A 15,638-nucleotide genomic window follows, 5' to 3' on the forward strand; every position below is an offset into this window, starting at 1 on the left:
AACGACGCCCGAGCTACCCTACGACGCCTGTCTCAGGATCGACGCCACAAAGGCCCGGATGCGCCCCACTTCGAACGGCTTCTCGAGGCATCGCGCCCTCACGCTCCGCAGGAACTCGTGCGCGCTGGGGGCGAAGGCGCCCCCGGTCATGAAGGCCATGCGCGCCGCGAGCGCGGGCCTACGAGCGAGGACCGCGGCGTAGAGCTCGGCCCCGCTCATCTCGGGCATCATCACGTCGCACAGGATGAGGTCGTACTCCTCCGTCTCGAGCTTCTCGAGCGCGTCCGTCGCGCGCGTGGTGCACCAGACCTCGTGGTCGTCACCGAGCACGCGCTGCACCGTCAGCCCCACCGCCTCCTCGTCGTCTACGACCAGGATCCGCGCGCGCCTCGGCTGGTCCACCGACGGGTCGCTCGCGCGCCGCGGGTCCTCGGGGCGCCGCTCGCTGGCCATCGTCGGACGCTCGTCCGCCGCGCTCGGCAGCTCGATCCGGTAGGCCGGTCCCTGGTCCGGACGGCTCTCGGCGACCACCGCGCCCCCGAGGGCCTCGACGATGGCGCGGCAGACGCCGAGCCCCATCGTGGCCGTATCGCCCCCGTCCGGCACGTCGAAGAGGCGTGCCCGCTGCTCCGGGGCGAGCGGCGGACCGCTGCTCTGCACCTCGATCACCACGTTCCCTCGGCTGTCGGTCCGCGTGCTCACCCGCAGCGCGGTGCGCGTCGCCTGGCCTTCGGGGATGCTCTGCGCGGCGTTCAAGAGCAGGTTGAGGAAGGCCTGCCCGAGCTGCGCCTCGCTCCCCGCGACACGCGGCACCGGTCCGTAGTTCAGCACGATCTGCGCGCGGTGGCGGACCTCGTTGCTGACCATGTTGACCGCCATCTCGAGGATCGGCACGACGTCCAGCAACATCTGTTCGCGGTCGTCCCCCCAGGCAAACGACTTGAGGTCGCGCACGATCTGCCGCACGCGCCGCGCCCCTTCCAGCGCCTCGCGAAGCCCCTGCTTGAGCTCGGCCCCCGCCGGCCCCAGCCCCTCGGCACCCAGTCGATCGATGGTCTTCGCCAGGTACCCCAGGTTTCCGATCACGCACGAGAGCGGGTCGCTGATCTGGTGCGTCACCGCGCGCGCCAGCGAGCCCATGGCCGTCAGGCGGTTGGCCTGGAGCTGCCGGTCGTGCACCTGCCGGCGGTCGCTCACGTCGAGCATGGACCCGATCATGCGCTGCGGCTCGTCGCGCTCGTCGCGCAGCAAGTAGGCCCGGTCGATCACGGTCGCGTAGCGTCCATCTTTCACGCGAAATCGATACTCGGCGGACCAGGACTGGCCGCCGCCCTGAACGACCGCCTGGCGACTCGCCACGATCCGCTCGCGGTCGTCGGGATGAACGCGCTCGCTCCACCACTGCGGCGTCCGGCCCACGTCGCCCGGGCCGTAGCCGAAGACGGTGCGCAGCCCGTCGTTCCAGGTCATGAGGTCGGCGAGCAGGTCCCAATCCCAGATCGCATCGTTCGTCACGCGCGCCAGCAGCTCGTAACGCTGCTCGATCGCTCGCAGGGCCGATTCGGCGCGCTTCTGCTCGGTCACGTTCCGGCTCACGCCGAGCTCGCCGATGAGATGGCCCTGGTCGTCGAAGATCGGCCGCGAGCGCGTCTCGGTCCAGTAGGGTTGGCCGTCCGCGGTGATCCAGCGGGCCACGAGCGGCTTATCGCGGTGGCTCGAGCTCCGCATCAGCTCGGCTACCCGTGGCAGGTCGTCGGGGTGCGCGAGCTTCAGCGGCATCATCGGGTCGCCGTAGAACTGCTCGAGCGGGTATCCGCTCTGCTCGGTCGCGGCACGATTGACGTACTCGAACCCGGGCGTGGGAGCGATGCGGTAGCGGTAGATCACGTCCGGGGCGTCGTCGAGGATCTGGCGGAAGCGTCGGGCCTCGATCCGGGCGAGCTCCTCGGCCTGATGGCGCTCGGTGATGTCCACCCACAGGCCCACCAGCTCGAGACCCGCGCCCGTCGCGGCCTCCGCGGAGCGCGCGGCGTCTCGCACCACGCGGTAGACGCCGTCGCCGCCGCGCAGCCGGTATTCGGCGGGTCCGCTCGGCTCTCTCGCGACGCGTCGGCGCCAGGCCAGGGCGCGCTCGCGATCCTCCGGGTGCACGCGGTCGATCCACGCCGTTCGCGACCCCGTGAGCTCGTCGGGAGCGCAGCCGAGGAGCGATCGCACCCCCCGACTCACATACGTCAGGGCGAAGCCGTCGTCGGGGCGACACCGGTAGATGACCCAAGGGCCCGCGTCGATCTGCTCTGCCGTGGGCGGAGTTGCCGTCCCCATCCGTCACCCACATCCAAGGGAGTCTCGACTCCCGCACGGAGAAGATTAGACGCCCGTGGACCGGATCAGGTCAAGGGCGCGCGCCGCGAGGAGCGGCGTGTTACGCTCCGGCCTCCACCGCGAGGGTCGTTGATGTCACGCACCAGGGCGCCTACCACTGCTCCCGTGGACCAGCTGCATCGCCGCGTGCCGCCCGGGTCCCCTCCGGGCACGCTCGCCCCCGACCCCGAGGCCTCGCGTCCCGAGATCCGCGTCTTCGCCTACGGCCCGGAGCGTCTGCTCGAACAGGTGCTCACCGACCCGGCCGAGCTCGGCGCAATTCTCGCCGCCTGGCCCATGGTCTGGGTCGACGTGGACGGTCTCGGGGACGCCCACGTGATCAGCGAGATCGGCAAGGTCTTCGGGCTGCACCCGCTGGCCATCGAAGACGTGATCAGCGGCCACCAGCGCGCCAAGGTGGAGCCCTACGGCGAGCACTTCTTCGTCGTGGCCCGCATGGCGATGTACGAGGAAGCGCTCTACACCGAGCAGGTGAGCCTCTTTCTCGGCCAGAACTTCGTCGTGACCTTTCAGGAGATCCCAGGAGACTGCCTGGAACCGGTGCGCATCCGGCTCCGCAAGGGGAGCGGGCAGATCCGGTCGAGCGGCTCCAGCTACCTGGCCTACGCCCTGCTCGACGCGATCGTGGACGGCTACTTTCCGGTGCTCGAACGCTACAGCGAACGCCTCGAGAACCTCGAGGACGAGGTGGTCAGCCAGCCCTCGGCCCACGTGGTGCCGCGCATCCACCAGGCGAAACGAGATCTGCTGCACCTGCGGCGGTCGATCTGGCCGCTGCGCGAGTCGCTCAACTCGCTGGTCCGCGACCCCACGGAGCTGATCTCCGAGCACACGCGCGTCCACCTGCGCGACTGCTACGACCACACCGTGCAGATCATCGACCTCGTCGAGACCTATCGCGAGATCGGCTCCGGCCTCCTCGACGTCTACCTGTCCAGCATCAGCAACCGCACGAACGACGTGATGAAGGTGCTCACCATCATCTCGACGATCTTCATCCCGTTGACCTTCATCGCCGGGGTGTACGGAATGAACTTCGACCGGTCCAGGTCGCCGTTCAGCATGCCCGAGCTGGGCTGGTACTGGGGCTATCCCGCCTGTCTCGGCCTGATGGCGATCATCGCGGCGGGGCTGGTGGCGTTCTTCTGGCGGAAGGGCTGGATCGGCGGCGGCGGACGGCCAGAGGAGGCCGACCGCGAGACGGAGGCGACCAACAGGTCACCGGCAGAGGAAGCGCGGCGCCGAAACGTCTGAGGGACGGGACCTCTCGCCCGGTAACTGAGAGCGGGCGAGCGGAGGACTAGTCGTCCTCTTCCTCCTCCTCCTCTTCCTCGTCGTCGTCGTCATCGTCCTCGTCGTCGTCCAAGTCGTCCTCGTCGTCGAAGTCGTCGTCTTCCTCGTCGTCGTCGAAGTCCTCGTCGTCGTCTTCCTCGTCGTCGTCGAAGTCCTCGTCGTCGTCCAGGTCGTCGTCCTCCTCGTCGACTTCCTCCTCTTCGTCCTCATCCTTCGGGCCTTCGAAATCTGCCTCGAGGAATCTGGCGTCGTCATCGGCCGCCGGGTGCCAGCCGCTCTGGTTTTCCGTCCGCAGTTGTCGACTCATAGCGTCCTCCGCTCGGATGGATGATGTCGTGGGTCTACCGCCAACGTGCGGCGGAAAGGGCCTTATTCGTCAGGTCTCGCGCCGTCGCTTGCGCGAGTCAATCGCCTTCGCCCGCGCCCGCAGTGAATTCTCAGCGCGTCGTAGCGTCGAATTACACCGGGCAGCGGGAGGCTCGTCAAGCCAAAATCAAGACGCCCGTCGCACCGGAACGCCCGGCGTCGCGATGGCGAATCACCCGGCGGAGCGTTCCCCGTCGCGGCCCCCGAAGGCCCACTCCCTCCAGCCTCCAAGCAGCGGAAAGTACAGCCCCAAGCGGATGGGGCGCGCCTCGACCAGGCGCAGGAGCTCCGCGTACCGTTCGAGCTGCGGACGGTAGAGCGCTTGCTCGTTGTCGAGGAAGGCCTCGCGGTCCCCGCCCCTGTGCTCGCTGGTCTTGTAGTCCACGATCCAGCGCACCCCGTCGCGATCCACGAAGGTGCGATCGATGATCGCCCGTTCGAGCTTGCCCTCCGCGACGGCCACGAGCTCCAGCTCGTTTTCGGCCTCGGCGTGGGCGCCATCCAGTACCCAGCTTCCGCGCTCGTCCTCGAGGGTCAAGGTCAGCGCGGCCTCCACGCGCACCGCAGCCTCGGCGCAGGCCTCCGGGCTGAGCCCCTCCTGGAGGAGCGCCGCGCGAAACGAGGGGCGGAGCTCCTGCACGCGGCCTGCGCTCCACGCCGCGCGACCGTCGCGCCCGACCAGTCGCAGGTACCGGTGCACCACGGTCCCTACCCGACGGGCCCGCTCCCCGGCCCAGTCGAAGCGCCGCTCGACGAGCTTCCGTTGCGACGCTCCCCCGACCGCGGAGGCACCCGGCACGGGCGCGGCCTCGGGCAGGGGCGGAAGCGTCCACGTCGCGGGGAGCCGCACAAGCGGTGGGCGTTCCGGCGCCGCCGGCTGCACGAGCGCCGCCCCGGACGCGCGCGCGTCGAGGAGCCCCTGCTCGTCGAGCGCCGCCGCAAAGCGCGGCTCCACCGCGTGCCAGAGCAGCGCGAGGAGGGAGCCGTTGGCGGGACGGCCGAGCGCGCGCTCCCCCGCCTTGTCGACAGTCGCGCCGACGTGACCGAGGAGGTGCAGCGACGCCTTCGCGCGCGTCGTGGCGACGTAGAGCAGTCGCCCCGCCTCTCGCTCCCCGCGCTCGCGCTCCACCGCGGCGAGGTAACGATAGATGGCCTCCTCGGCCTGGTCGGCAGCCCGCACCGGCGCCAGCAGGAGCTCTCCGGGCGCACGTCGTCCCGGCCGCTCGAGCCAGCGCAGGAGCTGCGGCGATTCGCTCCGCGGCGTGCGCCCGAGGCCGGGCACGATCACCGTGTCGAACTCGAGCCCCTTGGCCTTGTGGATCGTCATCACCTGCAACGCGGGGCTCGCCGCGGCGTCGGGTCCCGCGTACAGCCGCCGCATCCCCTCCTCGAGCGGATCGAGGTCGGGGAGGTCCCCACCGACCTCGTGTTCGGCCAGCAGCCCGAGGTAGGCCTCGGCGTCCTCGAGGGGGGCCGGGCCGCCGAGCGCCTCGTCGCCCCCCAGACAGGCCGGGCCGCCGAGCGCGATCCAGGTCCCCTCCACCCAGCGACGCAGGGAGCCGCGCCGCGCGTCGGCCACCCGGGGCTCGAGCACCTCCCAGAGTCGCGACAGGCGGCGGCGACCGTCGTCGGTGAGCGCGGCCCGACGCTCGGGGTCGGCGAGGAGCGTGCACACGGGCACGCCCGTCGCGCCCGCCACCAGCGCGTGCAGGTCCCCGAGCGAGAGGCCACAGGTGGGTCCCCTCAGCAACGCGAGCCAGGCCACGCGGTCCGCCGGGTGGAGCAGCGCCCGCGTGAGGGCGTAGAGGTCCTGCACCACCGGGCGCTCGCCGAGCTGGTCGATCTCCACGGCCTGGAAGCGGAGCTGCGCGGCCTTCAGCGCGGGGACGATCTCCGCGAGGTGCGTGCGCGCGCGCACCAGGATGGCCACCGTGCGCGGCGTGCCGTCGCCCCCGCTCGGCCTCTCGAGGCTCTCGCGCACGAGCCGCACCACGAGAGCGGCTTCGCGCGCGGGGTCGTCCTCGAGAAACGGGTGCACGACCGGGGAGACGAGCGACGTGGCGGGGCGCGCGAGCGAGGCGCTGTAGGAGACCGCGCCGGCCTGCGGATCGTCCTCGGCGGCCAGCACCCCGGGGAAGGTGTCGTTGACCCAGCCCACGATGCCGGCCGAGCAGCGGAAGTTCTGCTCGAGACGCAGGCTCTCGAGCGCCACCGACTCGACCCCCGTGCGCTGCGCGCGCAGGAAGAGGCCGACCTCGGCCTCTCGGAAGCGATAGATGGACTGCATCGGATCGCCGACGAGAAAGAGCGTGCGACCGTCGCCTGGCTCCCAGCCGGCGACGAGCTGCTCGAGGAGGTGGTACTGACTCCACGAGGTGTCCTGAAATTCGTCGACGAGGACGTGACGGAGCCGGTAATCGAGGGCCAAAGCCAGATCTGTGGGGTGGTCGGGATCGCCGAGCGCCCGGCGCGCCGCCAGGCCGAGCTCGATGAAGTCCACCTGCCCCCTCTCGCGGAAGAGCTCGGTGAGCTCCGCCGCCGCGCGGGGCAAGACGCCGAGCAGGACGCGGAGCACGGCCCACTGCTCGTCGGTGTAGGTCGAAGGCGGCAGCGTGCGCACCGCCGCGAGCCGGGTCAGAAAGGGCTCTTCGTCCTCGAGCGCGGCGAGCAGGGCCACGGCGCGCGCCTTGCGGTCCTCGCGGCGCGCCTTCTCCTCCGGGTCCTTGGTGCTCGACGCCGCCGGAAAGCCGACACGCTTGTCCACCTGCTTGCGACGGGAGCCGTCCAGGATCAGGAAGAGCGCCGCGAGCCCGCGCCACGCGGGAAGGCCGGCCGGTGTCGGCTCGGGGACGGCGGTCAGCCCCGCGCAAGCGCAGAGCGGGTGCCCCGGGTTCTCGGCTGCGAGCTGGGCCGCGGCCTCCCGCGCGAGCGGAACCGCCTGCTCGAGGAGCTGGCGCGGGGCGCACGCGAGCACGAGGCCGAGAGAGGCCTCCACCTCGTGGGCCAGCGCCGCTTCGAGCTCGGCGCGCAGCGGGTCCCCGGCCAGCACCCGACCGGAGGCGCGCGTCGCGTCGGTCGCCGCGCCGAGCTGCGCCAGGTGCCGGAGCCACTGGTCCCGGCGGGCCAGGATGTCGGCGAGAAGTCCCTCCAGCCGGAGGAGGTCGTTGTCCACGTGCAGGAGCAAGGGCTCCGCGGCCAGCGACAGCTCGTCCTCCTGCTCGAGCCGGGCGAGGGTCCTCGCCGCGGCCTCGCGATAGAGCGGCGCGGCGTTCTGAGTAAGGTCCGGCTCGGCGCCGAGTCGCGAGAGGAGCGGCGTCCGCTGCGTGAGCGCCCGACAGAGCGCGTCGAGCGTGAGGATGCGCAGCCGGCTCGGGTGGGAGAGGAGCGACCAGCCGGCCGCGGCGTCGCGCGCGAGCACCGCCCGCGCGAGGTCGTAGCTCCGGCGCTCGTGCGCGGCCTCCGGCGGGGTGGGGTCCCCCCCGCGACGCAGAGCCTTGCTGATGCGGCCCCGCATCTCCGCCGCCGCCTTCCGCGTGAAGGTGATGGCCAGCAGCTCCTCGGGGTGCTCGACCGTGGCGAGGAGCGCCAGGAAGCGCTGCGCGAGCAGCTCGGTCTTCCCCGACCCGGCCGGCGCCTGGACGACGAAGGAGCGGTCGGTCTCGAGCGCCCGCGCCCGCTCTGCCGCGTCGGTCGGGGCAAAGCTATCCTTCACGGCGCCCCCCGTTCTCCTCGTCCGGCCCGTCGTCGGTCTCCGCACGCAGGGCGATGGCCGTGCGTTCGTGCAGCCGGCAGAGCGAAAGAAGCTCGCAGTACTCGCAGGTCGAGGGGGGCCGCTTCGGGTCCACCGCCGCTTCCCCGCCGAGGAAGGCGCGCGCCAGCCGTTCGAGCGCGGTCCTCCAACCCGTCGTGAGCGCGTCCCAGTCCGCGGGCCGCGTCCGGTGGCGGAGCTCCTCGAGCCGGGCGATCCCCTCGCCCAGTCCGTCGCGCGCGGCGACCCCGTCGAACCGCAGGCCGTCGGGGCGGAGCTGCGCGAAGGTCACGGCCACGATCGGCTCGTCGCGCGCGGCGAGCCAGTAGAGCGGAAGCTGCGGCTCGTCGGGCCGCTCCCCGAACCATGCCGCGGCGCTCACCTTGGCCGTCTTGTAATCGACGATCACCTCGCCTCCGTCGGGCAGCCGGTCCTTGCGGTCGAGGCGCGCCTCCACGGCCAGCCCCGCCACCTCGAAGCGCAGGGTCCCCTCGATGCGCTCGACGGTGAAGTCGGAGCGGCCGAGCTCCACCTCGAGCCAGCGGTCGAGGAGTCGCTCGAGTCGCCGCGCCTCCCGTCGCAGAAAGGCACGCCCGGGGCGCACGGCCTGCCGCGCGAGCCCGCGCGCGAGCCCGCGCTCCACGGCCTCGCGCACCGCTCGCTGTCGCTCCTCCGCCGACAACGATCGGAGCTGCGCCGAGGAGCGGACCGCGTCCCAGAACTCCTCGAGGACCGCGTGCACGAGGCCCCCCCGCAGCCGGCCGTCGGGCGCCGCGGTGGGCCGGGCCAGGTCCGCGGCTCCCAGCCGGTGGCGCGCAAAAGCGCGAAACGGGCAAGCCGCCTGGTCCCGAAAGACCTCCGTTCCCCCTTTGATCGGGGTAGCGGCCGGGTGCGGCGGGCCGAGCTCGTCGGCGATGCGCTCGAGCGGGGCCTGTCCGCAGAGCTCTTCGACCGCACGTCGGACGTCGCTTCGGCGCGGCGCCTCTCGCAGCGGTTCGGGAGGCGCGGCGATCAGCGGACTCGGCCGCAGGTCCTGGTCGTCGGCGCGGCGCGGCCAGGAGAGGACGACCTCCGGCGCGGAGGCGAGCAGCCGCTCGGTCGTTCGCCGCGCGGCCCAAAGCTCCCGCTCGGGGGAAGCGTGCGGCAGGTCGAGCTCGCGCTGCAGGGCGAGGGGCAAGAGCGCGTTCGGGCGCGGGGGCGGCGGCCAGGCCTGATCGTGCAGCCCCGTCACCCAGAGCCCCGCGAAGGTCAGCCCCGCGGCCTCGAGCAGCCCCAGAAGCTGCACCGGCGCGTCGGCCGCCTCGGGGGCGAAGGTTCGCTCCTCGGCGAGGTCGCGGAGCTGCGCGAGCGCCTCCTCGCGGTCGAGCACGCCCGTCACGGCATCCAGCCCCGCGAAGTCGGTGAGCAGGTCCTGCCACGCCTCGAGCGTCTGTTGCTCGACGCTGGTCCGGCTACGCTCTCCGGGCCAGCCGAGGGCATCGAGCAGCGCGGCGAACGACGCGGCCCACGAGCTCGCGGCCTGGCGCGCGGGGAGCGTCTCGAAGGCAGCCGTCCATTCCGCCACCCGCGGGCCAAGGAGCGGGCAGGCGAAGGCCTGCGAGCCCGCTCGCCCCACCTCCGGCACCACGGCGGGGAGGTCCACCACGAAGCGTCCCGTGCGACGCAGCTCCGCCTCCAGCGCGGCTCGCGAGGCGCCTTCGAGCGCGGCTCCCCCGACGAAGGGAGAGCGCAAGAGCCCCCCCGTCGCCTCCAGCGGGGCCGCGTGCGGCTCGAGCCCGAGGAGGCCGAGCGCCGTGGCTACCAGCGGCGCGTCCGCGAGCGACTCCCCGAGCGAGACGTCGAAGAGCCCCTCTCCGGCGCGGCGCGCGGCGAGAGCCCAGCCGGGATCGAGGAGGTCGGCAAAGGTCCACTCCACCTCGCGCCGGCGCTCGACGAGGTCTGGCACCACGATTCCGAAGGGACCGGCCTCGCCGGCCTCGAGCCGTGCCCGCGCCCAGCGCGCCGCCTCTTCGAGCTCGCCGCGAGGGTCGGCAGCGGCGACGTACTCCACGCTGGCCCGCCCCGCGGACGCACCGTCGAGGCGGGAGACGCGCACCCCCCGCGTCTCGAGCGCGCCGAGGAGCTCGAGCTCCGCCGGGGTCAGCTCGTCGAAGCCCGCCAGGCCGAGCTCGGCCGGGAAGCGGAGCGCACCCGTACGCACGCGCTCGGTCAGAGCCCCGCAGAGCCGCGCGCGATCCAGCCAGCCTCCCTTCCGGCAGGCCGCCTCGAAGGCCTCCGCCCAGCCCGCGAAGGCCACCCCCTCCTCGTCGGCCAGGCGCCGCACGCGGGGCAGCGATACCTGATGGTGCTGCACGAGGTGCCAGGCCTCCGCCGCCACCTTCGCCGTGGCCCGCCGGCCGAGGAGCTCGGGGCCGAGCGCACTCCTTCGGATCGCGCGTTCCCAGAGCGCGAGCTCGGCCGCCGCCGAAAGCCGCGCGAGCGGCGCCGCTCCCCCGCTCCCCTCCTCGAGGAGGGCGCTCCAGAGCCCCTCGAGCCAGCCGCTGAGCGAGCGAAGCTGCGGCCGCGTCCAGAGCCTTCGCCCCGCCGCCCGCTGCGCCTCGTTGAACTGCCGTTCGAGCTCTCGGGCCAGCCTCTCCGTGGCCGTGACGATCGCCGCGTCTCCGCGCGCAAGCGCGGCAAAGAGCTCGGGTCGGGTCTCGAAGAACGTCGAACGCATGGTCTAGGTGGATGCCGCGCCATGGTGCAGCAGATGGCGCTCGGTTGTCGAGCGCGGGCGGGGACGGAAGAAAGGGTCTAGCGGCCGTCGGCGAAGGCCAGACCGAGGAAGCGGTTCACCTCGCCAGCGATCCCGTCGAAGGTCGAACGGATGCGCAGGTAGGCGTCCTGCTGCTGGCTCAGCGCCTCGTTGCCGGTGAGCGCGAAGAAGCGGTCCAGGCTCGCCGCGAGCTGGGCCGTCGCCGCACGCTGCTCCTTGCGGGCCCCGACCTGCCAGACCTTCAGCTCGCGCTCTGCGGCAGCGAACTGCACGTCGATCGTCTCCAACAGGCTCCGCACCTCTTTGAGCGTCGTGTGGTAGCGGTGCGTGTAGCGCTCGTCGAAGGCGTACTGGCGGCCGCGCTCGTAGCGGAAGGGCTGCCCCAGGTCGAGTCCCGCCGTGGCGAGCCCCCGCTGCACCAGCCCGAAGAAGGTGTCCCTCGCCGCCGTCTCCTCGGACTGGGCGCGCTGCACGGCCCGGCTGGTCTCGCCCTTCTTCGTCTCGATCTGTCGCGCGTAGCGCGCGCGAATCGGCGCCGCGTGCTGACGCTCCCAGCGGTCCCAGCGGTTCGCCTCGTCGGAGAGCGCGGCGATGGCGCCCTCGAGGCGCCCTACCTCGCGGCTGGACTCTCGAATGATGCGCGGCGCCACCGTCTCGGCCGTCTCCTCGTCGGCGTAGTACGCCTGCCAGGCGATGCCGCTCTTCTTCTGCCAGGCGCGCGACTCCTTCGTGCGCGCCCAGTCGTCGATCACCCACTCGGCCTTCTTGACCTTCTCCTCGGCCTTCTCCTTGTCGCTCCGCAGCGCGGAGACCTTGCGCTCGAAGGCGCGCCAGGCTCCGTACCCCTCGAGCGCGGCGATCTCCTGGGAGCACCGCGCCTCGAGCTCGACCACGGCGCGATCCCCTTGTCGCCGCAGCTCCACGACCTGCGCCTTGGCCTGCTTGGCCTGCGTACCGAGCTCCACCGTCCGCTCGGCCCCCGGCATGCGGTACGCCGGGGCGACCGGCTGCCGCTCCTGGTGCGCCTTGAAGAGCTCGCGCGCCGCCGCGACGCGCGCCCGCTCGCCCTCGCCGATCGCCGGCGCGGCCACGAGGAAGCCCTTGCGCCCCGCGGCCCGGGCCTCCCCGCGAACGACGCCGAGCGTGGCCACACCGAGTACCGCCACCCCCATCAAGACCGCGCGCTGTCGTCTCATGCCTCGTGCTCCTCGCAGGGCGGCAAGTGCAGCCGCCGTGCCGCGCAAAGGGCCCGCCCCGACGCAGGTATTACACGTATTTCCACGGCTTTGGATTCGCCTGGACCGCCATGGGCCAAGACATTGGCCGGCGTCTCGGGGCGAGCCGTTCAGGAATCGGTGGGGGCTACCCGAGGGCGCCCCCAGAGCGCTGCTCTACCTGCATTCCTGCGTGCGATTGGAGGAGTTGGTCTGGCAGCTCCCCGCGTTCCAGTTGCACGACAGCCAGGTGGCCCGAACGCCGCACCCCGCCACGGCGGTCTGCCAACCCGACGAGGTGTTGTTGCACCTGCTGGGTGGCTGCCCCGCGCAGGTGGCCACCACGGGCCAGCGCTGCTCGACGGTGGTGTTGCAGTTGTAGTCGAAGGTGCCGGTCCCGTTGCTCCCCGAATCGAAGTAGCTGGACTGGCCCGGGTGCGCGTCGCGGTCTCCGTCGTCGCAGTCGTCCTTGTTCGGGACGTAGCCTTGCGGGGCCGTGCAGGCGAGGGTCGTCTTGGTCGCGTCGCCGTACCCGTCGCGGTCGGAGTCCCGGTAGAACGTGGACTGCACGCCTTCGTCCTTCGTGCCGTCGCAGTTGTCGTCGGCCGTGTTGCAGACCTCGACCCCCCCGGGGTGGATGTTGCCGTTGCTGTCGTTGCAGTCGGGTCCCTTGCACGCGGGACCCACGCCGTAGCCGTCGCCGTCGCCGTCGAGGCAGCCCGAGCACGCGTTCCCCACGCAGCCGAGCGAGCACGGCGTGGCCTGTAACAGGCCATCGGAGGTGCAGGCCATCAGGTTGCTGCCAGAACAATAGGGGGCAGCCGCCGGGTCGCACTGGCTGCAGCGCTTCGCCGTCGCGTTGCAGCCCGAGGCCCCACAATCCACTGTGAGCGTGCCGGTGCCGAGCGTGTTGCACCGCACGAGCAGATTCCCCTGGCAGCCGAGCGCCGCGCCCGGAGTACAGCCGGTATCGGGCGTCCCGACGTCCGCCGGTCCGCGGTCGGCTGGCAGGGACCCATCGGCCACGCCCACGTCGCGCGACCCTCCATCGCCTGGCCAGGCATCCCTTGGCCGTCCGTCCGGCCGCGGCCCGTCGAACCGGGCCCCGTCGGTGCCGACGGCCCCATCCGCGCGCGGCCCGTCCCCTCCCGGCTGGGCCACGTCCTGCACGCCGCCGTCCGCCTGCGAGGGCGCCCCATCTCCCTGGAGCAGCCCCTCGGGCCAGGACATGAAGCATCCGCTCGCCCCGAGGGCGAGGGCGAAGAAACTCGCTGCGACCGCGCGCATCAGAACGCTCCACTCAGGCTGAGCGCCGCGCCGCCGCCGTAGAGCGGTGTGGCGGACACCTCGGTTCGGCTCCGTCCCTTGAAGTCCGTGAAGAAGGCGAGCACCACGGCGGTCACCGCCATCGCTCCGCCCGCGATCAACGTCCCGGTGCAAATCGTGGACAGGGTGCGCCCCGAATCCCTGAGCTCGAGCCGCCGCGCGACGGAGGTCGTGGGCGCTTTGTACTCGTTGTTGCGCGACAGGGCCATCGCGCCGGTGACCGCGCCCGCGCCGAGCAGGGCCACGCCGAGGCTCGCCGTGGTCCAGAACCACGCCTGGTGCACCTTGCCCCCTTTCGTAGGACGGTCGTCGCCATCCTCCCCGTCCTCGTCGCCGGACCGCCGCGGCACGCGTGCCCGCAGGGCGGGTTTCTCGGCTGCGCGGGCTCCCACCGCGCGCTGCGTGGCCTCCTGGTCGGCCAGCGCCTTCTCGCTCACCTCGATCAGCTCGAGCACCTTCTCCCGCTGGGGCGAGCCGGGTGCGCGCGCCAGAAACTGCCGGTAGTGGAAGACCGCCTGCCGATGATCCCCGAGCTGGCGATGGCACTGCCCCATGTTGAACTGGAAGGCCGCCATGGGCAGCGTCCGGTACGCCTGCTGGTAGAGCTCCAGCGCGCGGCGGAACTCCCCGAGGCCGTAATGCGCCTCGGCCTGCTTGAACAAGGCCTTCGCGCGCTCCATGGTGGCGAGGTCCGGCTCCGCACCGAGCGCCACGTGCGCGACGAGCTGAAGAGCTGCGGCGAAGACGAGCGCTACCAGACGTCTGGGCATGGCTTCCTACTTGGCAAAGGGGTCCATCGTCGTATCGAGATCCGCCGCGCGCTCCTTGCTTCCCTTCGCTGGCCGTCGGGAGGGCGTCGCGCGCCGGGGACTCGTCGCCGCAGCACCCTGCGGCTCGGGCTTCGCTCTCGGCGGCGACGGGGCCTCGCGCACCGCCCCGGCCGTCACAGCAGGAGACGGCCGACCGACGGGGCTCGGAGCGCCACGCCGCGCCGAACGACGATGCTGGAAGCGACGCGAGCTCCGCTTGCCGTGCGCCTTGTTCCGATCCGGCGAGGGCGCCTCCGCCGACGGCGTGGGCGCGGACTCCGGATCGGGCGGTTGCGGCGGCTCCGCGGCGCGCGCGGGCTCTTTCGCCGGCTCGGGCGCCGACCGGGCTTCGGCCGCGGGCTTCGGTTCGGGCTTCGGTTCGGGCTTCGGTTCGAGCTTCGGTTCGAGCTTCGGTTCGAGCTTCGGTTCGGGCTTCGGTTCGGGCTTCTGGGACTCCGCAACCGCCGGCTTCGCCACGTGAACGGGGCCGGCTGACGAGCGCGTGAAGTGCCACGTTGCGAAGGCACCGCCGCCGAGCACGACCACCGCCCCCCCCACGAGCAGCCAGCGCAGCCGTCTCAGCCCCGAGAACGGCGTCTCGAGCCACCCGTCGAAGTCGTCGTCTCCTCGGGCGCTCGCTCCGGCGCGTCGGGGCGTGCGGCGAGGCGCCCCCGCGGCCGGCCCGTCCTCCGCCGCCTCGTCGAGAGGTGGAGCGGAGGCGAGCGTCGAGGGCGAAGGCGCCCGAAGTCCCACCGCACCGCTCAGCGACAACATGGGAGCCACGACCACCGACGGAGGCGGGGCGGCCCGCGCAGGGTCGGCCGCTCGCGCTGTCCGCGCGTCGTCGCCACCGCGATCCGGCGCGGGCGCCGTCGGCGCGCCGCTCCCTGCCGCCGCCTGCGGAGCCACCACCACGCCCACCGGAGCCGTCGTGCGACCGATCGCCGGGGCCTCCCTGGAACCCTCGGTTCGCGCGGGCGGACCCAGCGCGGCGATGGGGGCTGTCCCGCGCGGAGCAGGATCCTTGGGCACCGGTGGCGCCGGCGCCTTGGGGATCGCCGGCGGCGACGCCACCCCGCCCACGCTCTGCGTCGAACGACGGAACGGGTGCCGGGGAACGCCGTCGAGGGGCACCTTCGGCAACCGTGGAAGGGACTTCGCGCCGACCCGTCCGGCGTCGGCCTCGTCGGCCCTGTCGCCGAAACCCTGTGTCGCCTGCCTTCGCCGCGCGGGCAGCGGCGCCTCCCCGGTCCTGGGCACCGGAGCTGGCGCTTCTGGCACCGTCGGCACCGGGGGCGGGACCGCGCCCGTTGGTGGGCGGGGGCTCGTCTCCGTCGCCGCATAGCGCCGGTCGCTGCGCGCGAACAGGGCGGAGGCCTGCTGCGTCGTGCGCGCCACCGGAGCCGAGGGGCCCGGAGCCGCGGCCCCCGGAGCCGCGTTCCGGGGCGGAGCCGGATCCTTCGCCGCCCGCGCGCCCGTCGCCGCGTCGGGAACGGCCATCATCTGCGCCGCGTCGACGGTCGTCTCCACCGTCTTCGCGCGGGATGGGCTATCGAACTCGAACTCGAGCGGCGCCTCGTCGTCGGAGGCCGCCGCGGGCGCACCGGCAGAGGGCGGATCGGTCAGTTCGGGCCGCAGCCAGGACCCTGGCCGCTCCTCCAGCCCGCGCGTCACCGGCCGCCGGCGCTCGTCTTGAGGGGTCTTGCTCATCGTGGGGCGGACTTCCTTCCACGATATCACAG

9 protein-coding genes are annotated in these 15,638 nt (G+C 72.7%); 1 reads left to right on the forward strand and 8 read right to left on the reverse strand.

All coding sequences use genetic code 11. The features are described 5' to 3' along the window. Positions 1-18: 18 nt before the first annotated feature. Complete coding sequence (locus IT371_03775; protein ID MCC6746751.1) at positions 19-2,325, reverse strand: PAS domain-containing protein; 2,307 nt, start codon at positions 2,323-2,325, stop codon at positions 19-21. A gap of 165 nt (positions 2,326-2,490) precedes the next feature. On the opposite strand from IT371_03775, the gene corA reads away from it, so the two are divergent. Continuing rightward, positions 2,491-3,639 carry a magnesium/cobalt transporter CorA gene (gene corA / locus IT371_03780; GenBank protein MCC6746752.1) on the forward strand — a complete coding sequence of 383 codons (1,149 nt, stop codon included), beginning with the start codon at positions 2,491-2,493 and terminating at the stop codon, positions 3,637-3,639. 46 nt (positions 3,640-3,685) lie between these two features. On the opposite strand, the gene IT371_03785 is transcribed toward corA, so the two are convergent. The 7 genes from IT371_03785 to IT371_03815 all read right to left on the reverse strand — a co-directional run bounded on the left by IT371_03785 (position 3,686) and on the right by IT371_03815 (position 15,606). After that, on the reverse strand, positions 3,686-3,985 hold the full coding sequence (locus IT371_03785; GenBank protein ID MCC6746753.1) for a hypothetical protein: 300 nt from the start codon (positions 3,983-3,985) through the stop codon (positions 3,686-3,688). 231 nt (positions 3,986-4,216) lie between these two features. Beyond that, positions 4,217-7,756: a UvrD-helicase domain-containing protein gene (locus IT371_03790; GenBank protein ID MCC6746754.1), complete on the reverse strand. Its 3,540-nt coding sequence runs from the start codon at positions 7,754-7,756 to the stop codon at positions 4,217-4,219. Then, a complete protein-coding gene (locus IT371_03795) occupies positions 7,746-10,508 on the reverse strand; it encodes a PD-(D/E)XK nuclease family protein (protein ID MCC6746755.1) in 2,763 nt (920 codons plus the stop codon). The genes IT371_03790 and IT371_03795 overlap by 11 nt, the downstream gene beginning before the upstream one ends. 77 nt (positions 10,509-10,585) lie before the next feature. Beyond that, positions 10,586-11,743 (reverse strand): hypothetical protein, encoded by a 1,158-nt coding sequence (locus IT371_03800; GenBank protein MCC6746756.1) that lies wholly within the window; start codon positions 11,741-11,743, stop codon positions 10,586-10,588. Positions 11,744-11,938: 195 nt separating this feature from the next. Next, positions 11,939-13,048 carry a putative metal-binding motif-containing protein gene (locus tag IT371_03805; protein ID MCC6746757.1) on the reverse strand — a complete coding sequence of 370 codons (1,110 nt, stop codon included), beginning with the start codon at positions 13,046-13,048 and terminating at the stop codon, positions 11,939-11,941. Next, a complete protein-coding gene (locus IT371_03810) occupies positions 13,048-13,857 on the reverse strand; it encodes a tetratricopeptide repeat protein (protein ID MCC6746758.1) in 810 nt (269 codons plus the stop codon). The genes IT371_03805 and IT371_03810 overlap by 1 nt, the downstream gene beginning before the upstream one ends. Positions 13,858-13,863: 6 nt before the next feature. Further along, complete coding sequence (locus IT371_03815) at positions 13,864-15,606, reverse strand: hypothetical protein (GenBank protein MCC6746759.1); 1,743 nt, start codon at positions 15,604-15,606, stop codon at positions 13,864-13,866. Positions 15,607-15,638: the final 32 nt, after the last annotated feature.

It is taken from the genome of Deltaproteobacteria bacterium (assembly GCA_020848905.1).
Classification (GTDB): Bacteria; Myxococcota_A; Polyangia.